Genomic DNA, 23672 nt, shown 5'->3' on the forward strand with positions numbered 1-23672 from the left:
TGAGGCTGGCCTTGCGGCGCGATTCTCACGCGCGCCCGCCCGCCTTATCTCACGCGCGCCCGCCCGCCAATTCACCGATGGGAGATTCCCCTTGACTACTCAATCCGGCCCCGGTGCGCTCGATGGTCCGTCACGGGGGCCGGGCCACCGTCGTGGTCTCGCGCTCGCCGTCCTGGCCGGGGCGCTCGGGCTCGATCTCAGCGCGCTCGGCGTCCTCAACGCCGCGCTGCCCAAGATCGGTACCGATTTCGACCTGAGCAGTTCCACCCTGCAGTGGACGATGACCTCCTACGCGGTCACCTTCGCGGGGTTCCTGCTCTTCGGCGGCCGGGCCGCCGATGTCCTGGGGCGCCGGCGGGTGTTCACGGTGGGCGTGGTGCTGTTCACCGTGGCCGCGCTCGGCGGTGCGCTCGCGCCCAGTGCCGCGGTCCTCATCGTGGCCCGGGCCCTGCAGGGCATCGGGGCGGCGCTGGTGGGACCGGCCACCCTGGCGCTGCTGGCCGAGGTCTTTCCCGAAGGCCCCGAGCGCAACCGGGCGATGGCCGTCTACGGCTCGGTGGGCGCGGCCAGCTTCAGCGGCGGTGTGGTGTTGGGCGGTGTGCTCACCTCCGCCTTCGGCTGGCGGGCCGTGATGGTCTTCTCCGTCGTCTTCGGTGTCGTGGTCCTGTCGGGGGTGAAGGCGGCGCTGCCCGACGGCGCGCGCCGGCCGCAGCCGCTGGACGCGCCCGGCGCGGTGCTGGTGACGGCCGGGCTCGTGCTGGCCGTCCTGGGGGTCAGCCGTGGCGGCGACGCCGGCTGGAGCGATGCCGGCACCCTGGCGGCGCTCGTGCTGGCCGTCGTGCTGCTGGCCGGGTTCGTGGGGTGGGAGCGGCGCAGTGCCGACCCGCTGCTGCCGCTGTCGCTGTTCAGGTCGGTCCCGGTGCGCATCAGTTCGCTGGCGGCGGTGGTGCACTACACCGCCGCGGTCGGCATGCTCTTCTTCGCCCCGCTGTACATGCAGGACGTGCTGGGCTATTCGCCGCTGGAGTCCGGTGTGGCGGTCGTGCCGCAGTCGATCATCCTGTTCTTCGTCTCCAACCTGCTGACCGGGCGTCTGCTGAGCAGCTACGGCCCGCGGGTGCCGCTGACGATCGGTCTGTTCTTCATCGGTGCGGCGCTGGTGGCGTGGATGTTCACGCCCGCCGACGGCAACTACTGGCTGCATCTGCTGCCCGGCCTGCTGCTGACCGGGATCGGGCAGGGGCTGACCTTCCCCGCCATGACGGTGGGCTCGCTGATGGGGGTGAGCGCCGAGCGGCACGGTGTGGCCGGTGCGGTCAACGTCACCTCGCAGCAGATCGGTTCCAGCGTGGGTGTGGCCGCCCTGGTCGTGGTCGCCTCCGCCGCCACCGGGTCCTCCGCCGTCTCCGACGTCCTGCACGGCTACCACGTCGCCTACCTCGTCGGTGCGCTGGTGTGCCTGGTGGGTGTGGTCGTGGTGGCCGGGGCGCGGCGGGGCTGGAGCGCGGGGGCGGGGCCGGCCGCCCCGAGCGCGGCCTCGGCGCCGGAAGGCGCCTCGGTGACTCCCTGACGGCCGGATGCGGTACCGGCGGTGCCGGTCGAGGCGTGCCGTTGAAATACCGTTGAAGTGCCGTCGAAGTGCCGTGTGGTCGGCCGCGGGCCGTTGTCGCCCGCGGCCGGCCGCCGTTTTCCGGCCCGGCCGCCGTGTGCGGCCCGTCGGCCGGGGGATGGCGGCGGCGGCCGGAGCCGCCGGGAAAGTGCCTGCGCAGTTCGTTAGGACGGCCTTGTCGCGGCCCCGCGGGGCCGCTGAGCATGGCCGCGGTCCCCGCTCACGAATGAGGTGCTCGAATGGTTGTCACCGTCGGCGAGGAGACACCTCCCGCCCACCGCACCGGCACACCCAAGGCGCAGGCACCCTGGTGGCGCCGTCTGTGGCTGCCCGCGCTGGCCGCCTACTGCCTGGCCTTCGCCGTCTACGGCGCCTACCGCTACGTCACCATGGATCCCGACCTGTCGCGGGTGCCGCCCCGCGACGACGTCCCCCTGCACTACCCCTTGCTCACCGCCCATGTGCTCACCGGTGCCGTCGCCATCTGTCTGGCCTGGCTGCAGGTGTGGCCGTGGCTGCGCGAGAACCATCCGCGGGCGCACCGCCGCACGGGCCGTGTGTACTACTTCGCCGGGGTGATCCCCTCGGGGGTGATGGCCTTTCCCGTCGCGGTGCTCACCCCGGCCGGGCAGGGCATCCGCGCCGCTCTGCTGGCGATGGCCACGTTGTGGGCGGCCACCACCGTCCTCGGCCTGCGTGCCGCCCTCGCCCATCGCTACGACGACCACCGTCGCTGGATGCTGCGCAACGTCGCCATGACCACCACCATCGTCACCTCCCGGATCATCGGCGAACTCGGTGTGTGGGTCACCAACCATGTGCTCACCGGCACCTACGCCGGCAAGCAGCGCCTGGTGTTCGAGGAGATGAACGCCACCGGCCTGTGGTCGGCCATCGCCCTGCACCTGCTGTTCGTCGAGTGGTACCTGCTGCGCCCGCGCCGGCGCCGGCGCCCGGCCCGCCCGGCTCCCGCCGCCGCCTGACCCCCCGCCCCGGCCCGGGGGCGGGCGGTGCGGGCGGTGGGCGGGTGCGGGGGTCACGCCCGCAGGGCGCGGGCCAGTGCGGCCAGTCCGTCGGTGTAGATGCCGTGGAAGAGGTCCTCGGCGTCGCGGTCGCCGACGCCGGCCGGGGTGAACGTCCCGGACCACTGCACCCGGCAGGTGTCCGGGGCGCCGGGTGTCTCGTGCACGGTCAGGGTGGAGCGGTAGCCGGTGACCGGGAAGGGGGCCTGCTCGATGGAGTAGGTGTAGCTGCGGGCGGCGTGGTCGAAGGACTGCAGGCGTTCGACGATGGTGGAGCCGTCCTGGTCGGTCAGCCTGCGGGTGCGGCCGCCCTCGCCGAGTTCGCCGGCGGGGATGTAGGGCAGCCAGTCGGGCAGCGAGCCGAAGCCGCCGATCAGCGCCCAGACGGCGTCGGCGGGGCGGGGCAGGTCGATGAAGGCGGTGGTGGATGCCATGGCGGGTGTTCCTCGGGTCGGTCGGGTCAGACGGCGGGGGTGGGGGCGTCGGCGGCGATGAGGTGTTCTGCGCGCAGGGCGTCCCAGAAGGCGGCCGGTACGCGTTCGCCCAGCGCGGCGACGTCCTCGGCGATGCGGCTGGGCCGGGTGGCGCCGGGCACGACGGCCGCGCTCTGGGGGTGGGCCAGGGCGAACTGCAGGGCGGCCGCCTTGACGCTCACCGCGTGCCTGGCGGCCAGGGCCTTGATCCGCTCGACCCTGGCGACGACGTGGGCGGGGGCCTGCTGGTACTCGAAGTGCCGGCCGCCGGCGAGGATGCCGGAGCTGTAGGGGCCGCCGACGACCATGTCGACGTCCTGCGCGGCGGCGGCGGGCAGCAGGCGCTGCAGCGACCGTTCGTGGTCCAGGAGGGTGTAGCGGCCGGCGAGGAGGAACGCGTCCGGCTGCGGTTCGTCCAGCTCGAGGGTCAGCTCGATGGGCTCCACCCGGTTCACGCCCAGCCCCCAGGCCTTGATCACTCCTTCGTCCCGCAGGCGCTGCAGGACGCGGAAGGCGCCGGTGCGGGCGCTTTCGTAGACGGCGAGCCAGTCGTCGCCGTGGAAGTCCTGGGCCGTGTCGTGCACCCACACGATGTCGAGGCGGTCGGTCCTCAGGCGCCGCAGGCTGTCCTCGATGGAGCGCAGCGTCGCGTCGGCGGTGTAGGCGTCGATCATCTTGTTCGGGCGGCCGTGCGCGAACAGGCCTCCCTTCTCGCCCAGGTCGCGTGCGGCGGGGTCCTCCGCCTCGTCGAGGATGACGCGGCCGACCTTGGTGCTGAGCACGTAGTCCTCGCGCGGCCGGCCGGCCAGGACCTCGCCGAGACGGATCTCCGACAGGCCCGCGCCGTAGAAGGGGGCGGTGTCGAAGTAGCGGATGCCCGCGTCCCAGGCGGCCTCGACGGTGGCGGCGGCCTCCTCGTCGGGGATCGCGCGGAACATGTTGCCCAGGGGGGCGGTGCCGAAGCCCAGGCGGCCCGGCAGCAGGGTCTTGATACCCATGAGAAGAAAATCCTCCGGTGATACCTCTCGCGGAGTTCCGGTTGGTTCGTCCGGCTCCGCGGCTCTTGCTCCACCGAGGCTAGGATCGAGGTGTCAGACTGTCCAAGACTTACTTGGACAGAGTTGAGTCCCGGAGAGTCTTACGTGCTTGACCTGCGACAACTGCGTTATTTCGTGGCCGTGGCCGAGGAGGAACACGTCGGCCGGGCCGCCGAGCGCCTGCACATCTCCCAGTCGCCGCTGAGCCGGCAGATCGCCCAGCTGGAGAAGAACCTCGGCCTCGTGCTGTTCGAGCGCACCCAGCAGCGCATCCGGCTCACCTCCGACGGGCGGATCTTCCTCACCGAGGCCCGGGCCCTGCTGCGCCACGCCGGCCGTCTGGAGAACCTCGGCCGGCGCCTGGGCCGCGGCGAGGAGGGCGGTCTGTGCGTGGGCTACGTCGGCGACGCCATGCACACCGGCGTGCTGCCCCGTGCGCTGCGCACCCTGCACGACGAACGGCCCGGTATCCACGTCGCCCTGTACGACCTGCCCGCGGCCGAGCAGTTCGAGGGCCTGCGCCAGCGCAGCCTGGACATCGCGCTCGTCCCGCAGGCACCCGGGCAGGACGATGGGGACCTGCGCGGTGCGCTGCTGCTGGAGGATCCGCTGCTGCTGGCCCTGCCCTGCGGGCACCCCCTGGCCCGGCGGCAGCGGATCCGGCCCGGTGACCTGGAGGGGCAGGCGTGGATCGCGGTGGAGGACAGCCGGGCCCCGGACTGGCGCGACGCCTTCGTCGCCTCCTGTGCCGCGGCCGGGTTCACTCCCGACATCCGCCTGGAAGCGCCCGGGCCGCTCACCGCGCTCGGGCTGGTCGCCTCCGGCCTGGGCTGTGCGCTGGTGCAGCAGAGCATGACCCGTGCCACCACGCCCGGCGTCACCGTCCGCGCGCTGCCCTGGCTGACGTCCTCGGTACGGCTGTGGGCCGCCTGGCACGGCACCGACCTGCGGCCGGTCGTCGCGTCCTTCCGCGCGATCGTGCTCGCCGCCCGGGAGGCCGGCACCGGGACGGAGCCGGGCGCGGAGGCGGAGCCGGGGGCGGGCGCGGGGACGGGGGCGGAGCCGGGGGCGGGCGCGGGGAGCTGACGGGCCGGGCCGGCGGGTCTGCCGGGAGTACGGCGCGGAGGGGGCGGTGGGGTGGGGTGGCTGGTTCTCAGGGGTGGGCGGGGGTGGGGTGGCCGTCGTCTTTCCAGGTGCGTTCCAGGGCGACCAGCAGTGCTCCGGCCAGGCAGGCGATGCCTGCTGCCGCGTAGGCGGCGTGGTAGCCGGTGACCTGGCCGGCCGTGGTGGGGGCGGGGGTGGCCGCGGCCGAGACCACGACGAGAGCGACGACGCCGACGCTGCAGCCGATCTGCTGGGCCACGACGTTGACCGCGCCGGCCACGCCGTGGCGGTGGGCGGGGACGCCGGTCAGGGCCGCCGCGGTCATCGCGGGGAAGACCAGGCCGATGCCCAGGCCGATGACCGCCAGGCCGGGCAGCATCTGGGTGAGGTAGGCGCCCTTGAGCGGCATCCACGCCCAGCGGGCCATACCGAGCGCGATCAGCAGCAGGCCGGCCACCAGTACCGGCTGCTGGCCGAAGCGGGCCAGCAGGTGCCGGGTGAGCAGGTGGGAGGTGGCCAGTACCACGCAGGACATCGGCAGCACGGCCAGGCCGGAGGCCATCGGTGAGTAGCCGAGCACGTCCTGCAGGTACAGGGGGGCGAAGAACAGCAGGCCCACGGCGGCGGCGTACTGGAGGAACGCGGTCAGGGACGCCGCGCGGACCGAGGCGGCGCGGAACAGGGCGGGCGGCAGCAGGGGGTCGGCCGTGCGGTGCTGGCGGACGGCGAAGGCGGCGAGCACCGCCGCCGCGGCGGCCAGCAGGCCGAGTCCGGCCGGACCGGGCCGGCCCGGCTGCCCGGCCAGGCCCACTCCCGCCACGGTCAGGACCAGGCCGGCGCTGACGGCGACGGCTCCGGGGATGTCCACCGTGCCGGGCCGGGCGGTGTGTCCGGGCGGCAGCACGCGGCGGGCGGGCAGCCACAGCAGGCCGGCGAGCAGGACCTGCACGACGAACACCGCGCGCCAGCTCGGCCATTGCACCAGGGCGCCGCCCAGGACCAGGCCCGCGCTGGCGCTGGCCGCGCCGACCGCGCCGTAGACGCCCAGTGCCCGCTCGCGACGGCGGCCGGCGGGGAACACCTCGGTCAGCAGGGCCAGGGCGGCCGGGCCGGACAGGGCCGCGCCCGCTCCCTGGGCGGCGCGGGCGGCGATCAGGACCGCGGCGGTGGGGGCCGCGGACGCGGCCAGGGAGGCGGCGGCGAACACCGCGACGCCGGCGGTGAACAGCCGGCGCCGGCCCGCGACGTCGGCCAGGCGTCCGCTGACCAGGAGCAGGCCGGCGAACGTCACGGCGTAGGAGGTCATGGTCCATTGCAGGCCGACGCTGCCGAGGCGGAAGTGGGTGGCGATGGCGGGCAGTGCGGGGTTGACGATGTTCATTCCGCTGACGTCGAGTGCCAGGGCGCCGGCCAGGACGGCGAGTGCGCGGCGCTCGCCGCCCGCGGGCCGTGCCGTGCCGTCCGTCCGAGCGGTCATGTCCGCCGGCCCCTTTCCCTGGTCTCCTCGGTGCTCTGTGCCGGTGCCGCCGCCCCCTGCCCCCCTTTTTTTTCTCCGGCGTGGGCGTGGGGCGGAGGGGGCGCGGGGGGTGGTCAGGTCACGAGTAGGAGCCGAGGAATTCGCCGCCGTCGACGTCGACGACGGTGCCGGTCACCGCCGGGTTGGACATCAGGGCCAGGGCCATCGAGGCGATGTCCTCGGCCCGGCCCGGGTGGCGGACCAGCTGGCGGTTGATGGGGGTGACTCCGATGCCGCCGGGGCTGATGGTGTTGACCCGCAGCGGGCTCAGCTCCCAGGCGGCGTTGCGGCCCAGCGCGTCGATCGATCCGTGCAGCGCGCCCCAGAAGCCGCGGCCCTCGGAGGGGCGGGTGCTGCTGGAGCCGGACAGCAGGGTGACCGAGCCGCCCTCGGGCAGGCGGCCGGCGGCGGCCCGCAGCAGGTTGTAGCTGAGCCAGAACCGGCCGAAGGAGGCCTGGGCCTCGCCGAGTTCGGTGGTGGCGATGCCGTAGGCGGAGCTGACGTGCCCGGCGCCCGCGAAGACGGCGATGTGGTCGGGCTGGACCTGTTCCACCAGGTGCGTGGCCTGCTCGCCGTCCTCGCAGTCGGCGACGTGGACGGTGACCGTCTCGAGCTGGGCCTCGATGTCGGCCAGGCGTGCGGCCGACCGGCCGGCCAGTGTGACCTTGGCGCCGGCGGCCGACGCCAGCCGGGACGTCGCCACCCCCATCTTGCCGGTGCCGACGACCAGTACGCGGGCACCGGCCAGCGGCGCTGCCGTGTCAGGGGACATGGGTGTTCCTTCGACTGGGGGAAAGGGGCGGGTCGAGTCGTGCGCGAGGTGATGCCCGCGAAGCGATCATCTCCCATGAAAGCACGGCTTGTTGACTTGTCGTCGGATTCTTTCAGCCCGCCTGTGTCGCCGCCCGGAGCACGTGTGTGCGCCAGTCCTGGAGGAGGGTGTGTGCCCTGGCGGCGGTGTCCGCTTCCGCCCACAGGCGCATCACCGGCCGGTGGGGGTCGGGCAGGATGAGTGTCCAGCCGTGCGGGTGCAGGATGCGGATGCCGTCGGTGGTGTCCACCTGTGCCGCTCTGCGGGCCGCTTCCTGCGTCACCGCCCGCATCACCGCTCCCTTCGCCGTCCAGGCGGTGGGCACCTGCCGGTGCAGGACGTGGGTGCGCGGGAGCGCGGCCTCGTGCTTGCTCAGTTGCGTCCCGGAGCGCGCCAGCAGTCCCAGCAGCTGGGCCAGTGCGGCGAACGCGTCGGGGGTGGGGGCCAGGGGGGCGACGACGAAGGCGCCGGCGCCGTCGCCGGCCCCGTCGGCGTGTTCGCGCCGCACGGTGTCGGCGAGGTCGAAGGGGGCGGTGGCGCAGCGGATCACGGTGGCGTCGTGCCGGTCCGCGATGCGTTCGGCGGCGCGGGTGAGGGGGGCGGGCAGCACGATGCGGGTGCCGGGCCGTTCGGCCGTCAGCAGGGTGAGCCAGGTCAGCAGTGCGCGGTCGTCGCCGAGGGGCCGGCCGCGCTCGTCCACCAGCCACAGCCGTTCGGCCACCGCGTCGAAGCGGGCCCCGAGCGCGGCGCGGGCGTCGGCGACCGCCCGGCCCAGGCGGGTCAGTGCGCTGCGGCGGCGTTGGGGGGTGTCGGCGGCGGCGTGTTCGTCGAGGCCGGCGCCCAGGACGACGGCCTCCACGCCGAGCCGGCCCAGCAGGCCCGGCAGGAGCGGGCCGGCGCTGCCGTGGGCGGCGTCCAGGACCACCTTCAGCCCGGCGGAGGCGATGCCGCGCAGGTCCACCGCGCCGTGCAGGGCCTGGAGGTAGGTGTCGCTCAGGTGGGCGGGTGCGTGCCGGGTGCCCAGCCGGCCGGGCGGGGCGTGGCGGAACTCCCCGCGGGCGTGGACGCGTTCGAGGGCGCGTTGGGCGGCCGGGGAGAACGTGGTGCCGCCGGAGTCGAGGAAGAGCAGGTCGATGCTGTCGGGGGCGTCGGGTGTGGTGCGCACCATGATGCCGCCGTCGCTGTGGTGGGCGGTGTGCCGGCGGGCCAGGGGCAGGGGGACGTGGGCCAGGTCGCTGACGTGGACGGCGCCGGCCTGCAGGGCGCTGGCCAGGGCGGGTGTCAGCATGCGGGCGCCGGCGGAGTGGTCGCGGGCGAGGGTGACCTCGGCGCCTGGGGGCAGGGTGGTGGCGAACGCGGCGGCCAGGCGCAGGGCCCGTTCCGGGGTGATCTCGACGTTGAGCAGCCCCGACACCCCGTCGTGGCCGAACAGCCTGGCGGGGGCGGTGGTGGGGTGGATGAGGGAGCCGGTGACGACGGCGTGGTCCTCGACCGTCCTGAAGGGGTGGATGCGGGCCCCGGCGGCGATGTCGGCGCCCTCGCCGATGCGGCAGGAGGCGCCGATGACCGCGCCCTCGCCGATCCGGGCCCCGCGCAGCACCTGGGTGCCGGCGCCCACCACGCCCGCCTGCAGCGAGGTGCGGGGGCCGAGGTAGGCGTGGTCGTGGACGACCGTGTGTGCCAGGCGGGCGCCGGCGGCGACGACGGTGTGGGCGCCCAGGACGGTGTGCGGGCCGATCTCGGCGCCCGCCGCCACGGTGGCGCCGGCGCCGATGCACAGCGGGCCGTGGAGGCGGGCGTCGGGGTGCACGCCGGCGCTCGGGGCGATCCACACGCCGGGGGCGTGTTCGCTGCCGTCGATGTCGAGGGCGACCCGGCCCTGCAGGGCGTCGCTCTGGGCCCTGGTGTAGCTGTCGAGGGTGCCGACGTCCTCCCAGTAGCCGTCGGCGATGTGTCCGTAGACGGGTCTGCCCTCGGCCATGAGGCGGGGGAAGACGTCGTGGGACCAGTCCACCGGTTCGCCGGGGGTGATGTAGTGCAGCACCTCGGGTTCCATGACGTAGATGCCGGTGTTGACGGTGTCGGAGAACACCTGGCCCCAGGTGGGTTTTTCGAGGAACCGTTCGACGCGGCCGTCCCCGTCGAGGAGGGTGATCCCGAAGTCCAGCGGATGGCGGACGCGGGCCAGGCAGACGGTGACCATGGCCTTCTTGCGCCGGTGGAAGGAGATGAGGGCGCTCAGGTCGATGTCGGTCAGCGCGTCACCGGAGATGACGAGGAAGGCGTCGTCCTTGAGGTGGGCTTCGGCGTTCTTGACGCTGCCGGCGGTGCCCAGCGGCTGTTCCTCGTGCACGTAGGAGAGGTCCATGCCCAGCTCTTCGCCGGTGCCGAAGCGGTTCTCCACGAGCTGGGCGAGGAACTGCACCGTCACGACGGTCTGCTGGAGGTGGTGGCGCCCGAGCAGGCGCAGCACATGCTCCATGATGGGCCGGTTGGCGACGGGGAGCAGGGGTTTGGGCAGGCCGGAGGTGAGGGGGCGCAGCCGGGTTCCCTCGCCTCCGGCCATGACGACAGCCTTCACGGCAAGGGCTCCTTCCAGCGTCCCAGCGGGGCTCTGTCCAGCGTCACAGCGGAGCTCTGTCCAGCGTCATGGCGGGGCTCTTTCAGGAGGGCCGGTAGGTGATGTCGGCCAGTGCGAAGGCCTGGCCGGCTTCGATCGGGTCGAAGTACTCCCAGTACTCGCGGACCTTGCCCTGCGCGGTGAAGCGGAAGATGCCGATGTAGCTGTTGCGGTAGGTGCTGCCGTCGCGTTTGACCAGTTCGCCGTCGAACCGGCACACCACGCCGTCGCCGCCGGTGAAGATCTCCCGCACCGGGAAGCGCATGCTGCGGAACATGCCGGGCAGGGCGGCCCAGCGGGCGTGGATGGCGTCCTTGCCCTTGATGCGGGCGGGGAACATCTTCGTGCCGTAGGGGTAGATCTGTTCGGCGTCGTCGTCGAAGAGGCTGATCCAGGAGTCGATGTCGCCCTGCTCCAGGTGGGTCAGGAACGCCCGTACGGTGGCGATGTCGCCGCTGGTGTCGGGGTGGTCGGCGGTGTGGGCCATGGTGGTGTCGTCTTCTCCCGTGGCGGAGCGGTCGGCCCCCGCGGCGCGCGCCGGGGGGCGAGAGGGGGCGTGAAGCGGGGGTGGGGGTGTGGGTGGGGGGTCAGGCGAGCCTGGCGCGGAGGGACTTGGTCACGCGGTGCTCGGGCCCGAACACCTCCACCGCCAGGTCCAGCGGCCTCTTGCCGTCGTGGCCGACCAGGTCCAGGCGGGCCCCGGCCTCCAGTACGGCCAGGGAGCATTCCTCGTAGCCGTGCCACAGGGCGTCGTGCAGCGGGGTGTAGCCGTTGGTGGCGCCCTGGAAGTCGAGGTCGACGCCGGGCCAGGCGGCGATGATGCGGGTGGAGGCGGCGTGCCCGTTGTAGACGGCCTTGTGCAGCGGGACCGCGCCGAACGTCGGTTCGGTGGCGTTGACGTCCGCGCCGGCCTCCAGGAGCAGCCGCACGATGTCGGTGTGGCCGTCGCGGGCGGCGACCAGCAGCGGGGTGTGGGCGTCGTTGAATCCGTTGACCACGGGGAACCGCTCGTCGACGGTGGCGCCCTGGGCGAGCAGGGTGCGTACGCGGTCGGTGTCGCCGGTGGTGACGGCGGCCATCAGCTGCTGGGCCTCGGCGGCGGCCGCGTCGGCGGCCTTGCGGTCGCTGAGGTAGCGCTCGGCGCGCAGGAGGTCTTCCTTGCCGACGGCGTTGACGTTCAGCTCGTAGTCGAAGTGCTGCTGCAGGGAGAAGCCGTAGTGGGTGCTCAGGTTCAGCCCGGCGCCCTGGTCGACGAGGTACTTGGCCAGCTCCGGGTACTTGAACCACACCGCGTCCATCACCGGGGTGTGCCCGGTGGTCGCGGCGACGGCGTCGAGGAACGCCCCGGCCTCGACCAGGGCTCGGACCACGTCCAGGCTGCCGCCCTGGCAGGCCTTGTGCAGGGCGGTGGCGCCGGCGCCGCTGTCGGTGTTCCAGACGTCGGCGCCGGCGTCCAGCAGGAGGCGGACCAGGGCGGCGTCGCCGCGGCCGGCGGCGATCATCAGGGGGGTCAGGCCGCTGGCGGCGTCGCGGTGGTCGACGTGGGCGCCGTGGCCCAGCAGTTCGGCGGCCAGCTCGGTGTCGCCGGCCCACGCCGCGGCCACCAGCCGCTCCTCGCGGTCCTTGGTGAAGGCCGCGATCTCGCCGTTGGGGTCGAAGTAGGCCTTCCAGCGCACGATGTGGCCGCTGTCGTCGACGACGAGGGTGTGGGCGTCCTCGATCTCGAACTCCTCGCGGGTGCGGGTGTGTGCCGCCTTGGTGTAGACGATCGCGATCGCGGTGTCCGCTTCGGCACGCAGGTCCCGCAGCGCGTAGTCGAGGATCTCGGTCGTCTGGGCGCGGATCTCGAAGGCGCGCTGCACGGCGGCGACGCCGACGTGCCGGCCCAGGTAGGGGATGACCTTGTTCCACTGGTCCAGGGGGAGTTCGAACTCGATGTCGGGTGACAGTGCCGCGAGCGCCGCCGGCAGGTCACCTCGCTCCAGGTCGGTGAAGTACTTCTCGACGACCTGCCGCGTGCGCTGGGTGCTGCTCATGGGGGCGGCCCTTTCGCTGGGTGGTGGCCCGTGCCCGGTTCAGGGGCGGGGGCGGGGGCTTTTGACGTGCATGACGTGGGTGTCGATGGCGCGTTCCGCGAGGTCTTGCAGGGCGGTGGTGGCCTGCTTCGGCTCCTCCCTGCCCAGATGGGTGTGCAGGTGGGTGAGGGACTGCCAGATCTCGTGGAAGACCAGGAGGTTGGGGTCCTGCATGTCCTGGTGGACGTGGAAGGCCAGGCAGCCGTCCTCCTCTCGTGCGCGCTGCGCCAGCGCCAGCAGGATCTGTTCGGCCTGCGGGTAGCGGCCCGGCCGGACGGGGACGAGGCCCATCACCGCGACGGGATTGTCCATGCGCTCTTTTCCCTTTCCGGAATTCCTGCGGCCGGCTGCGCGCACGAGGCGGGGCACGGCCGCTTGCGGGGTGAACGGGGGCTGAAAAAAGGCACGGGAGGAAGAAACAGCGAGGGTTTCGGCGGCTTTCCGGGGCTTGGCGGGGCTTGCCCGCCTCTTTTCCCGGCCTCACCGCCCCGACTCTAGGGACGCGGCCCGGCACCGGGCACGGCATGGCACGGCACGGGCCGTCAGGTCGTTAAGTCGCCCGCCCCGGCCGGGGTGCAGGTGACGAAGTATCCCGGTCGAGGGCCCGTTTCCTTGTCCGCTCCCCGCGGCGGGGCCGAGGCTTCCAACTGGCCACCACCACATGTCGACGCCTGCCTGGGGCGGGCGCTCAGAGCGCGACACCGTTCCCTCGCGCCCTTCTTTTCGACGACGACCGATCTTTTCGACGACGACCGAGCAGGAGTGTGTTGACCGTGACCCAGGAGCAGACGAGCTTTCGCACCGTGCGGGACGCGACGCTGGATCTCTTACGGGATCTGGAACTGACCACCATCTTCAGCAATCCCAGTCACACCGAGATGAAGCTGTTCGACGACTGGCCCGCGGACTTCACCTTCGTGACCGGGCTGCAGGAGGCCACCGTCGTCGGCATGGCCGACGGCTACGCGCAGGCCACCGGCCGCCCCTCACTGGTGATGATCAACGGCGGGCCCGGGCTGGGCAACGCGATGGGGTCGGTCTACACCGCCGCCAGCGCCCACACCCCGATGGTCATCGTCGGCGGCCAGCAGGCCCGCAAGCTGCTGCTGGGCGAGCCGTTCCTCAACGCCACCGAGGCCCCCTCCCTGCCCCGGCCCTACATCAAGTGGTCCGCCGAGCCGGCGCGTCCGCAGGACGTCCCCGCCCTGCTGGAGAAGGCCTACCACATCGCCCGGCAGGAACCGGCCGGCCCGGTGTTCGTCGCCGTTCCCGAGGACGACTGGATCCGCCCCGCCTCCCCCACCCCGCTCAAGCCCCGCACCGTGCGCAGCGCCGTCGTGCCCGACCCGGCGGTCGTCCAGGAGATCGCCGCCGCCCTCAACGGCGCCCAGCGGCCCGCGCTGGTCGCCGGCCCCGGCGTGGAGAAGGGCGGCGCGCGCCGGGAGCTGGTACGGCTGGCGGAGAAGCTGAACGCCACCGTCTACGGCAGCCCCGTGTGGCCGCGCGGCAGCTTCCCCGAGACCCACCCCCTCTTCGGCGGCGTCCTGGCCCCGATGCCCGAGCTGATCAACCAGCGGCTGGCCGAACACGACGTGGTCGTCGTGCTGGGCAGCCCCGCCTTCACCCTGTTCACCACCGCCGACCTGTTCTCCACCAGCCCCGCCCCGCTCGACGAGAGCGACCAGCCCGCCCTGCCGGAGAACACCCGCGTCATCCACGTCACCGACGACCCCACCGCCGCGGCCTGGTCGATGGCCGGCACCGCCGTGATCTGCCCGCCGGCCAGGGCCGTCCGCGACCTCGTCCCGCTCGCCGAGGAGGGCCGGCGCAGCGCGTTCACCGTCGCCCGGCCCGAGGTGGCGGTGCCCGAGCCGTCCACGCCGCTCACCCAGGCCTACCTCTTCCACCTGCTGGCCCAGGAACTGCCCGAGGACGCCCAGCTGTTCGAGGAACTGCCCATCGCCCGGGCCGACTTCCACGAGCAGATCCCGCTGGGCCCCGACAACGGCTACTTCGCCACCGCCAGCGGCGCCCTCGGTTTCCCCTTCGCCGGCGGTGTCGGCTACGCCCTGGCCCGCCCCGACCAGCGGGTCGTCGTCGTCACCGGCGAGGGCTCGGCCCAGTACACGCTGCACGCGCTGTGGACGGCGGCCAAGTACAACCTGCCCGTCACCTTCGTCATCCCGAACAACTCCGGCTACCTGTCGCTGAAGTACTACCTCGACCAGGGCGCGCAGAACGCCTGGCAGGCCGGATGGGACCTCAGCGACGTCGACATGGCCCAGCTCGCGCGTGGCTTCGGCTGCCCCGCCGAACGCATCGAGACGCCGCAGCAGCTGCGTGACGCCCTCAAGGGCGCGCTCAGCGCCGACGGCCCCATGCTGCTGGACGTCGTCGTGGCCGATCCCGGACTGTTCCGCCTCTGACCCCCGCTTCTCCGTCACGCGAAAGGGGGACCGCGCCCGGCGGCCGGCGGGCGCCCCCGATGACAGGGGGCCGGCCGGTGCCGGATGCCGCACCACCGCACCGCCGCACCGCACAAAAAAAAGGGGGGCCGCCCCACGCCACAGCGCGTGGGGCGGCCCCCCGCTGTCATCCCCGCCAACCACCCTCCCCCTCATTCCCCACCCCCGCTCTTCCTCCCCCTCCCCCATCCCTCTTCGCGCTGCTTGCCTGCACGCCCGTCGGTCACCGGCCCGGAGCGGAACCGGGGGGGCAGCCGGGGCGAGGGCCGGTATGGGGAGCGGCCGAGGGTAGGGCGGGGGGCCGGTGTGCGGCCCGGGGGTGCGGCCGGTGTGCGACCGGGGGTGGGGCCGGTGTGCGACCGGGGGGTGTGGCCGGTGTGCGACCGGGGGTGGGGCCGGTGTGCGGTCAGTGCGCGGCCCGGTGGTGGGGCCGGTGTGCGACCGGGGGTGGGGCCGGTGTGCGGCGCGCGGCCGGCGGGGGCGTGGGGCGGGCCGGGGGGTGGGCCCGGGGGGTGGGGACCTCACGAAGTGGGCGCGCGGCTGCGTCCTCGCGCGGGTGCGGCACCGGCGTCTGTCATGTCTTCCTGCTATAGCTGGAGTTCCACGCCGACCCGGGGGCCCGTCATGGACGTCAGGACACGGACGATGCGGTACTTCGTCACCGTGGCCGAGGAGATGAGTTTCAGTCTCGCCGCGGTGCGCCTGGGTGTCTCCCAGCCGGCGATCAGCCGCCAGATCCGGCAGCTGGAGGACGACCTGGGCACCCTGCTGTTCCGGCGCGGCAGCCGCGACGTCCAGCTCACCGCCGCCGGCTCGGCGTTCCTGGAACCGGCCCGGCAGCTGCTGTCGGCCTGGGAGTCGGCCCAGCGCGCGGCCCGCACCGCCGCCGCGGCCGAGGCACTCGTCCTCCGGGTCGGCTACGACGTCACCGGCGCCGCTCTGCTCGCCGCCCGCGCCGAGAGCGCCTTCGCCGCCCGCTTCCCCGACGTCGTCGTCAAGCCCGAGCAGTTCGGCTGGGGCGGTGAGGTGGAGGCCCTGCACCAGGGACTCGTCGACGTCGCTTTCGTCTGGCTGCCGGCCGACACCACCGGGCTGGTCACCGAGGTCGTCGCCCACGAACCCCGGGTGGTCGGGGTGTGCGCCACCCACCGGCTGGCCGGCCGGGACCGGGTGCGGACGGCCGACCTGCGCGGCGAGGTCGTCCCGCGCGCCCGCCGCCTGCAGGTGGAGTGGGTCAACCGGTGGGCCGAGATCCCCCTGCCCCCCGACGGCGGGCCCCGGCCGGGCCCGGAGGCCGACAACGCCGAGGAACTCCTCGAATACGTCGCCGCCGGTCTCGGTATCTGCATCGTGCCCCGCGCCATGGCCGACTGCTTTCCCCGCCCCGACCTGACCTGGCTGCCGCTGGCCGACGCCGAGCCCCTGCGCATCGCCGTCGTCCGGCCCGCCGACAGCCGCAACACCCTGGCCGCGCACTTCGTCTCCGTGGTCAGCCAACTCGCCCCGCCCCAGCCCGCCTTCTGACCCCGCCGGGGCGGACGGGACACCCCCCGCCCCCTGACGGGACGACCCCCACCCCCTGGGGACGGTCCCCTTCTCCCCCTGACGGACGCTCCCCACCCCCTGGGACGCTCCCCACCCCTGACGGCGGGGCGGCCCTCTCCCCCTGGCGGGAGGGTCCCCTCTCCCTGGTGGGGCGGGCGGGCGTGGCGCGTTCTCATGCACACTCCCGGCGGCCGGCAAAGCCGGAAATCACGATGTCGCACCCGTTTTCGAGCAGGTCACGATGTCGTACGGCATATTCGACGTAGTACTCCGGCGCGCTGGCGCGCCCGAACTCCTTTTCGCCAGTATGAATCCGACGGCAGGAACAGCACGGACACAAAACAGTCCGGCTCCTGTCTCCTCGCCCCGGGAAATGTGCGAGAGGAGCGACGGAGCGGATCGATGCCGCACCAGATCTTGTCGGGTCGCAGCGATACGGAGGAACAATGCCCGCCCCCCATGCCGGACCAGATGCGATGGACCTGCCGAGCGTTCCACGGTTTTCGGAGTTCTGCCGGGACGTTTTCAGTTCGATGACACGCTCGGACCAGAGGCGTTGGGGTGAAGTATACGCGCGGGGGCTGCTCAGCGTACCCGGGCGGAAGTCCATCCGGCGTATCGCCGACCTCGCGCCGGGCACCGACTCCATCCAGTCTCTGCAGCAATTCGTGAACCAGAGTCCGTGGGAATGGAGTTCGGTGCGCCAGGCCCTGGCCCGGCGTATGGACCGCGTCCTGCGCCCGAAGGCGTGGGTGGTGCAGGAGGTCGCCTTTCCCAAGAACGGCGACGGATCGGTGGCCGTCGCCCGCCAGTACGCCTCCTCCGAGGGCAGGGTCCTCAACTGCCAGCGGGCGCTGGGGGTGTTCCTCGTCGGTGAGGACGGCATCAGCGCGGCCAACTGGCGGCTGGTGATACCGCCGAGCTGGAACCGGGAGGGGCACCGCCGGGCCAAGGCGCGGGTGCCGCAGCACGAGCGGTCCCGGCCGGACTGGCAGTATCTGCTGGACGCCCTGGACGAGATGGTCGACGTGTGGAACCTGCCGCCCGCGCCGGTGATCGTGCAGGTGGACAACGAGCGTGACGTCCAGCCGCTGCTGGGCGGGCTGGAGGAACGCAACCTGTCCTACCTGGTGCAGGTGCCGCCCTCCACGCCCGTCGCCGGCACCGGCGAGCCCCGCTCCACCGTGGGCCGGCTCGCCGCGCTCGCCGCCCGCCAGGGCCGTACGACGCTGTCGCTACGCGAGCACCCCCAGGGCCGGCCCACCCGGGCCCGCTATGTCACCACCACCGTCCCCGGGCACAGCGCGGTCGGTATCAGCCACGGCCGGATCCACCGCCGCTCACGCCGGGTGCTGGCCGAGTGGCCGGCCGGCTCGCTGCGGCCGGGCACGGTGTGGCTGACCGACCTGGTGGCCTTCGGCACCGCCGAACTCGCCGCGCTGCTGCGCACCACCCGCCGTCTCGACGGTGACCTGCCCGAGCTGACCGAGGGCGTGGGACTGCGGCACTTCGAGGGCCGCTCCTTTCGCGGCTGGCACCACCACGTCACCCTCGCCTCCGTCGCCCACGGATACCGGCTCGCCCGCCGCCTGCACCACCGCCTGGGCGATCGCCTGCTGTCCGTCCCGGCATGACCGCTCACCCGGCGCACCGGGGCACCGCCTGAAAGACGCTCCGCCCGAGAGGCGACCTGTCCGAAAGGTGCCCTGTCCGAAAGCGTCTTCGTCGTGAAGACGTCTCGTTTCGATCGGAGAAACAGATGCTGTTCTACGTCCAGATGAAGTGGAAGCACGAGGGGCGGATCAGCCTCGACGAGCTGTGGGAGATCGAGGCCGAGGAGGCCGAACACGCCCAGGAGACCGTCGATTCCGGTTTCTGCGTGGGGATCTGGAAGGTCGCCGCGCAAAAGCGTGTCATCGCGATCATCGACTCCCCCGACGCCGAGGAACTGGACCGGACCGCCCTGGGCCGTCTCCCCATGCGTGAATACCTGGAATTCGAGGAGGTCTGGCCGCTGCGGGACTACGTCGGCTTCGCCGAGGACGTCGTCAAGCGGTACAAGGTCTGACCCGCGCATTCCCACACGGTCTGACCCGCGCATTCCCACACGGTCTGACCCGCGCATTCCCACACGGTCTGACCCGCGCATTCCCACACGGTCTGACCCGCGCATTCCCGCACGGTCTGACCCGCGCATTCCCGCACGCGCCCGAGAACGGCACGACTGTCCTGTCCTGCCTGTCCCTTTCTTTTTCTTCTCCCTGGAGCGGACAATGATTCATCAGCTGATCTTCGCCGCGCCCAAGCCGGGCATGTCCGAAGAGGAATTCCAGCGGTACTGGCTCGAGGTGCACGCCGTCCGGTACGCCAGCAAGATCCCGCAGATCAGGAAGTACATGATCGACACGCGGATCCCGTTCGGCAGCGAGGACGGTGAGCCGCTGTGGAGCGGCGTGGCCGAGATCTGGCTGGCCAACGAGGAGGAGCAGCTCGCCTCCCTGCAGACGGAGGAGTTCTTGCAGGGCGCCCGGCTGGACGAGCCGCGCTGGGCGGCGTTCTGGCGCACCGTCGTGCTGGACACCGACGCGCACGTGCTGCGCGAGCCGCCCGTGCACGAGGGCCGTGGCGCGGGTGTGAAGCTGCTGCGCCTGGTCAAGCGCCGCCAGGGCCTTGGTCTGGCCGAGTTCCGCGAGCGCAGTCTGGGCCGCTACGCCGAGCTGCTGCTCGAGGTGCCCGGGCTGCGCGGCCATGTGCAGGGCCACACCCGTGACGGCGCCTACGGCATCGGCGAGGCCGTGCTGGACGCCGCCCACCAGCTGTGGTTCGACAGCACCGACGCGCTCGCCGCGGCGTTGGACTCCCCCGAGTTCCTCGCCGCGGACAAGGAGCTGGCCACGCTGATCGAGCCGCGTTACGACCACCGGCTGGTCACCCGCGAGCACTGGGTCATCGGCCCGGACAGCCGCTGAGAGCGCCGCACACCCCAGGGACCGCCGTAAGCCCGCGGGCACGCACCCCAGGGACCCGTCGTGGCCCGCGGGTGTGCCCGGCCGCTGGTGCGGCTGGCGGGCGCGGCTGGCGGGCGCGGATGGGGGGCGCGGATGGGGGGGGTGGGGGTGGGGGGTGGGGCCTGCCCGGCGGGAGGGGGCGCCGGGCAGGCCGTGCGGTGGCGTGGCCTCGCCAGGGGGTCCGGGCGCGGATCCGGGCGCCCCTGAAAAGGGGTGGCCCCCCCGACGCAGCCGCCCCGACGCGGCCCCCGTCGGGGCGGCTGCGGGGGGGTGGGCTGTGGGGGCCGGTCCGGTCCTCGGGGCGGGTGGGCCGGGGTGCAGGAAAGACAGAGGGAGGGGACGCGTATGAGGAGAATCGCCGTCGAGGAGGTTGCGCCGGTGGTGGCCCGGGGCCGGTACCCGAGCAAGGCCGTGGTCGGTGAACTGGTGCCCGTCACGGCCACGGTGTGGCGTGAGGGGCACGAGGCGGTCGCCGCCACGATCGTCTGGCAGGGTCCGGGCGATGCGCGGGGGCGGCGGACGCCGATGACGCCGGCCGGTGCGGGCACGGACCGCTGGCAGGGGGTGATCGAGCCGGACGAGGAGGGGCTGTGGACGTTCAGGGTGGAGGGCTGGGGTGATCCCTGGGCCACCTGGTGCCGGCTGATCGAGGCGAAGGCGGGGGCGGGGCAGCACCCGGCCGAGCTGGCCGCCGATCTGGAGAGCGGGGCGCGGCTGCTGGAGCGGGCCGCGCGTCGCCCCGGGCATCCGCTGCGCCCGGAGCTGCGGGCGGCGGCCGGGCGGCTGCGTGATGCGGGGCTGGTGCTGGCTGAACGGCTGGAGCCGGCGCTGTCGCCGCCGGTGCGCCGGGCGATGCGGGAGCATCCGGTGCGCGAGTTCGTCACCCGCGGCCCCGAGCAGCGGATCCGGGTGGAGCGGCGGCGGGCGGCGTTCGGGTCCTGGTATGAGTTCTTCCCCCGTTCCACCGGCGGCCGGGACGCCGCGGGCGCGGCGGTGCACGGCACGTTCGCCACCGCCGCCGCCGAGCTGGAGCGGGTGGCGCGGATGGGTTTCGACGTCGTCTACCTGCCGCCGGTCCATCCCATCGGGCAGGTCAACCGCAAGGGACGCAACAACGCGGTCGTCGCGGCCGAGGGGGACGTCGGCTCGCCCTGGGCGATCGGGTCGGCGGCCGGCGGGCACGACGCCGTCCACCCCGAGCTGGGCACCCTCGCCGACTTCGACGCCTTCGTGGAGCGGGCCGGGCAGCTGGGTCTGGAGGTGGCGCTGGATCTGGCGCTGCAGTGCGCCCCCGACCACCCGTGGGTGCGTGAGCACCCGCAGTGGTTCACCACCCGCCCCGACGGCTCGATCGCGTATGCGGAGAACCCGCCCAAGCGGTACGAGGACATCTATCCCCTCAACTTCGACAACGACCGCGACGGGCTGTATGCGCAGGTCCTGCGGGTGGTGCGGCACTGGGTCGCGCACGGGGTGCGGATCTTCCGTGTCGACAACCCCCACACCAAGCCGCCCGGCTTGTGGCACTGGCTCATCGGCGAGGTGAAGCGGACGGCGCCCGACGTCCTCTTCCTCGCCGAGGCCTTCACCCGCCCGGCCCGTCTGTACGGGCTGGCCCGGCTCGGTTTCAGCCAGTCCTACACCTACTTCACCTGGCGCACGAGCAAGCAGGAGCTGACCGCGTTCGGGCGGGAGCTGGTCGCCCACGCCGACGAGGCCCGCCCGAACCTGTTCGTCAACACTCCCGACATCCTGCCCGCGCATCTGCAGCACGGCGGGCCCGCCGCGTTCGCGATCCGTGCCGCGCTCGCCGCGACACTGTCGCCGGCCTGGGGCGTGTACGCCGGTTTCGAGCTGTATGAGAACCAGGTGCTGCGCGAGGGCGGTGAGGAGTACCGGGACTCGGAGAAGTACCAGCTCTACGCCCGTGACTTCGCCGCCGCGCTGGCCCAGGGCCGCTCGCTGGAGCCGTGGATCAGCCGGCTCAACGCGGTGCGCCGTGCGCATCCGGCGCTGCAGCAGCTGCGCGACCTGCACTTCCACCCCACCGACAACGACGCGGTGATCGCCTACTCCAAACGGGACGCGGCCGGCGACGACACCGTGCTCGTCGTGGTCACCCTCGATCCGTATCAGACCCAGGAGGCGACCGTGAGCTGGGATCCCACCCTGCTCGGCCTGGCCGGCGACACCCCCTCGTTCACGGTGTCCGACGAGGTCGGCGGCGAGCAGTACACCTGGGGGCGGGCGGCGTACGTGAAACTGGACCCCCACCGGCAGGTCGCGCACATCGCCCAGGTGGTGCGCCCATGACCCCCGCCACCCCCGGCACACCCGCCACCCCCGGCACTGCCGCCACTCCCGGCACTGCCGCCACTGGTGCCACTGGCGCTTTCGTGCCGGGGCCGCGTCCGGCGCAGGCGTCCGGGCGGGCCCGGCCGGTCCAGGCCGATCCGCAGTGGTTCAAGCGGGCCGTCTTCTACGAGGTGCTCCTGCGGGCGTTCCAGGACTGCGACGGCAACGGCACCGGTGACCTGGCGGGGCTGACCGCACGCCTGGACTATCTGCAGTGGCTGGGGGTGGACTGCCTGTGGGTGCCCCCCTTCTACGCCTCGCCGCTGCGCGACGGCGGCTACGACATCAGCGACTTCCGCCAGGTGCTGCCGGAGTTCGGCACGGTCGCCGACTTCGTGACGTTCCTGGACGAGGCCCACCGGCGCGGCATCCGCGTCATGATCGACATGGTCCTCAACCACACCTCCGACGAGCACCCGTGGTTCGTGCAGTCCCGGAGCGATCCCACCGGCCCCTACGGCGACTTCTACATGTGGGCCGACGACGACAGCGGCTACCCGGACGCCCGGATCATCTTCGTCGACACCGAGTCCTCCAACTGGTCCTACGACACCGTGCGCGGCCAGTACTACTGGCACCGCTTCTTCCACCACCAGCCCGACCTCAACTACGACAACCCCCGAGTGCAGGAGGCCATGCTCGACGTCCTGCGGTTCTGGCTGGACCTGGGCGTGGACGGACTGCGCCTGGACGCGGTGCCCTACCTGTTCGCCGAGGAGGGCACCAACTGCGAGAACCTGCCGCGCACGCACGCCTTCCTCAAGCTGTGCCGCAAGGTCGTGGACGACGAGTACACCGACCGGGTGCTGCTGGCGGAGGCCAACCAGTGGCCCGCCGACGTGGTGGAGTACTTCGGGGACGCCTCCACCGGCGGCGACGAGTGCCACATGGCGTTCCACTTCCCGCTCATGCCGCGGATCTTCATGGCGCTGGGCCGCGAGTCGCGCTACCCCATCTCCGAGGTCCTCGCCCAGACCCCCGCCATCCCCGACGGCTGCCAGTGGGGCATCTTCCTGCGCAACCACGACGAACTGACCCTGGAGATGGTCAGCGACGAGGACCGCGCCTACATGTACGCCCAGTACGCCGGCGATCCGCGGATGCGCGCCAACGTCGGTATCCGCCGCCGGCTGGCGCCGCTGCTGGGAGGCGACCGGGCCCGGCTGGAACTCGTCAACGCCCTGCTGCTGTCCCTGCCCGGCTCCCCCGTGCTGTACTACGGCGACGAGATCGGCATGGGCGACAACATCTGGCTCGCCGACCGGGACGCGGTCCGCACGCCCATGCAGTGGAGCGCCGACCACAACGCCGGGTTCTCCGGCGCCGACCCCGGCCGCCTGTACCTGCCGGTGGTCATGGACAGGGTCTACGGCTATCAGTCGGTCAACGTCCAGGCGCAGCGCAGCGTGGCGGGCAGTCTGCTGCACTGGACGCGGGACATGCTGCACCTGCGTGCCCGTCACCCGGCTTTCGGGCTGGGTGATTTCACCGAGGTGGACAGCACCAACGTGCACGTCCTCGCCTTCGTGCGCGCCCACACCCCGCCCGGCGGGCAGGGTGAGGAGAGGGTGCTGTGCGTGTACAACCTCTGCGCCCGTCCGCAGTCGGTCCGGCTGGATCTGTCCGCGCACGCCGGGCGGGAGCTGGTGGAACTGACCGGCGGGGAGAGCTTCGGCCCGGTGACCGGGGAACCGGTGACACTGACCCTGCCCCGGCACGGCTGGTGCTGGCTGTCCCTCACCACCACGAGGACGGCGACGGCGACACCCGCGCCGGACACCGGCCCGGCCCGCACCCCCACGGCCCCACCGGACACCGACACCAACACCGACACCAACACCGGCACCGGCACCGGCACCGGCACGCACACGGCCGGGACGCACACGCCGACGGGGGAACCGGAGGTAGGCCCGGCGGAGCCGGGTGGGGAGCCGGGCGCGGGCCCGGCGGGGCCGGGTGGAAGGCCGGCGGGGCCGGGTGGAAGGCCGGCGGGGCCGGGTGGAAGGCCGGTCGAACCAGGTGGGGGGCCGGG

General features: G+C 73.0%; 17 protein-coding genes and 1 pseudogene. 10 read left to right on the top strand and 8 right to left on the bottom strand.

Features of this window, described 5'->3' with window-relative positions:
• The first annotated feature begins 91 nt into the window (after positions 1 to 91).
• On the top strand, positions 92 to 1570 hold the full coding sequence (locus ACZ7KF_RS37055) for an MFS transporter (protein ID WP_471085512.1): 1479 nt from the start codon (positions 92 to 94) through the stop codon (positions 1568 to 1570).
• A gap of 278 nt (positions 1571 to 1848) precedes the next feature.
• The gene (locus tag ACZ7KF_RS37060) at positions 1849 to 2592 is read left to right on the top strand and encodes a DUF2306 domain-containing protein (protein WP_471085515.1); all 744 of its coding nucleotides are present in this window, start codon (positions 1849 to 1851) and stop codon (positions 2590 to 2592) included.
• Positions 2593 to 2645: 53 nt separating this feature from the next.
• Here ACZ7KF_RS37060 and ACZ7KF_RS37065 read toward each other — a convergent pair whose 3' ends face one another.
• Both ACZ7KF_RS37065 and ACZ7KF_RS37070 read right to left on the bottom strand, forming a co-directional pair.
• Positions 2646 to 3065, bottom strand: a complete 420-nt coding sequence (locus ACZ7KF_RS37065; RefSeq protein WP_471085517.1) for an SRPBCC family protein — start codon at positions 3063 to 3065, stop codon at positions 2646 to 2648.
• 26 nt (positions 3066 to 3091) lie between these two features.
• On the bottom strand, positions 3092 to 4102 hold the full coding sequence (locus tag ACZ7KF_RS37070) for an aldo/keto reductase (RefSeq protein ID WP_471085520.1): 1011 nt from the start codon (positions 4100 to 4102) through the stop codon (positions 3092 to 3094).
• 144 nt (positions 4103 to 4246) lie between these two features.
• Here ACZ7KF_RS37070 and ACZ7KF_RS37075 point away from each other — a divergent pair, with 144 nt between their 5' ends.
• Positions 4247 to 5227: a LysR substrate-binding domain-containing protein gene (locus ACZ7KF_RS37075; RefSeq protein ID WP_471085523.1), complete on the top strand. Its 981-nt coding sequence runs from the start codon at positions 4247 to 4249 to the stop codon at positions 5225 to 5227.
• A gap of 67 nt (positions 5228 to 5294) precedes the next feature.
• On the opposite strand, the gene ACZ7KF_RS37080 is transcribed toward ACZ7KF_RS37075, so the two are convergent.
• From ACZ7KF_RS37080 to ACZ7KF_RS37105, 6 genes are all read right to left on the bottom strand, one after another.
• A complete protein-coding gene (locus ACZ7KF_RS37080) occupies positions 5295 to 6722 on the bottom strand; it encodes an MFS transporter (RefSeq protein WP_471085526.1) in 1428 nt (475 codons plus the stop codon).
• A gap of 118 nt (positions 6723 to 6840) precedes the next feature.
• Complete coding sequence (locus tag ACZ7KF_RS37085) at positions 6841 to 7533, bottom strand: SDR family oxidoreductase (protein ID WP_471085529.1); 693 nt, start codon at positions 7531 to 7533, stop codon at positions 6841 to 6843.
• Between the two features lie 112 nt (positions 7534 to 7645).
• A complete protein-coding gene (locus ACZ7KF_RS37090) occupies positions 7646 to 10153 on the bottom strand; it encodes a sugar phosphate nucleotidyltransferase (RefSeq protein WP_471085532.1) in 2508 nt (835 codons plus the stop codon).
• Positions 10154 to 10235: 82 nt separating this feature from the next.
• Positions 10236 to 10679, bottom strand: coding sequence for a nuclear transport factor 2 family protein (locus ACZ7KF_RS37095; RefSeq protein WP_471085535.1), 444 nt, complete (start codon positions 10677 to 10679; stop codon positions 10236 to 10238).
• 100 nt (positions 10680 to 10779) lie between these two features.
• A complete protein-coding gene (locus ACZ7KF_RS37100) occupies positions 10780 to 12228 on the bottom strand; it encodes an ankyrin repeat domain-containing protein (RefSeq protein WP_471085538.1) in 1449 nt (482 codons plus the stop codon).
• A 39-nt stretch (positions 12229 to 12267) separates the two neighbouring features.
• Positions 12268 to 12579, bottom strand: a complete 312-nt coding sequence (locus ACZ7KF_RS37105) for a putative quinol monooxygenase (protein ID WP_471085541.1) — start codon at positions 12577 to 12579, stop codon at positions 12268 to 12270.
• 461 nt (positions 12580 to 13040) lie between these two features.
• Between ACZ7KF_RS37105 and mdlC the strand changes: the two genes are divergently transcribed.
• The 7 genes and pseudogenes from mdlC to treS all read left to right on the top strand — a co-directional run.
• On the top strand, positions 13041 to 14693 hold the full coding sequence (mdlC, locus tag ACZ7KF_RS37110; RefSeq protein ID WP_471085544.1) for a benzoylformate decarboxylase: 1653 nt from the start codon (positions 13041 to 13043) through the stop codon (positions 14691 to 14693).
• Between the two features lie 663 nt (positions 14694 to 15356).
• On the top strand, positions 15357 to 16256 hold the full coding sequence (locus tag ACZ7KF_RS37115) for a LysR family transcriptional regulator (RefSeq protein WP_471085547.1): 900 nt from the start codon (positions 15357 to 15359) through the stop codon (positions 16254 to 16256).
• A gap of 497 nt (positions 16257 to 16753) precedes the next feature.
• Positions 16754 to 17911, top strand: a complete 1158-nt coding sequence (locus ACZ7KF_RS37120; protein WP_471085551.1) for an IS701 family transposase — start codon at positions 16754 to 16756, stop codon at positions 17909 to 17911.
• A gap of 125 nt (positions 17912 to 18036) precedes the next feature.
• Entirely contained in the window at positions 18037 to 18345 is a 309-nt protein-coding gene (locus tag ACZ7KF_RS37125) for a muconolactone Delta-isomerase family protein (RefSeq protein ID WP_471085554.1), read from the top strand.
• Positions 18346 to 18550: 205 nt separating this feature from the next.
• Complete coding sequence (locus ACZ7KF_RS37130) at positions 18551 to 19246, top strand: EthD domain-containing protein (RefSeq protein ID WP_471085557.1); 696 nt, start codon at positions 18551 to 18553, stop codon at positions 19244 to 19246.
• Positions 19247 to 19630: 384 nt separating this feature from the next.
• Positions 19631 to 21598, top strand: a complete 1968-nt coding sequence (locus tag ACZ7KF_RS37135) for a maltotransferase domain-containing protein (protein ID WP_471085560.1) — start codon at positions 19631 to 19633, stop codon at positions 21596 to 21598.
• Positions 21595 to 23379 (top strand): annotated as a pseudogene (gene treS / locus ACZ7KF_RS37140) (maltose alpha-D-glucosyltransferase); the annotation flags it as partial. The gene ACZ7KF_RS37135 and the pseudogene treS, both read left to right, overlap by 4 nt.
• Positions 23380 to 23672: the final 293 nt, after the last annotated feature.

This window comes from Streptomyces sp. NPDC038200 (assembly GCF_055600785.1).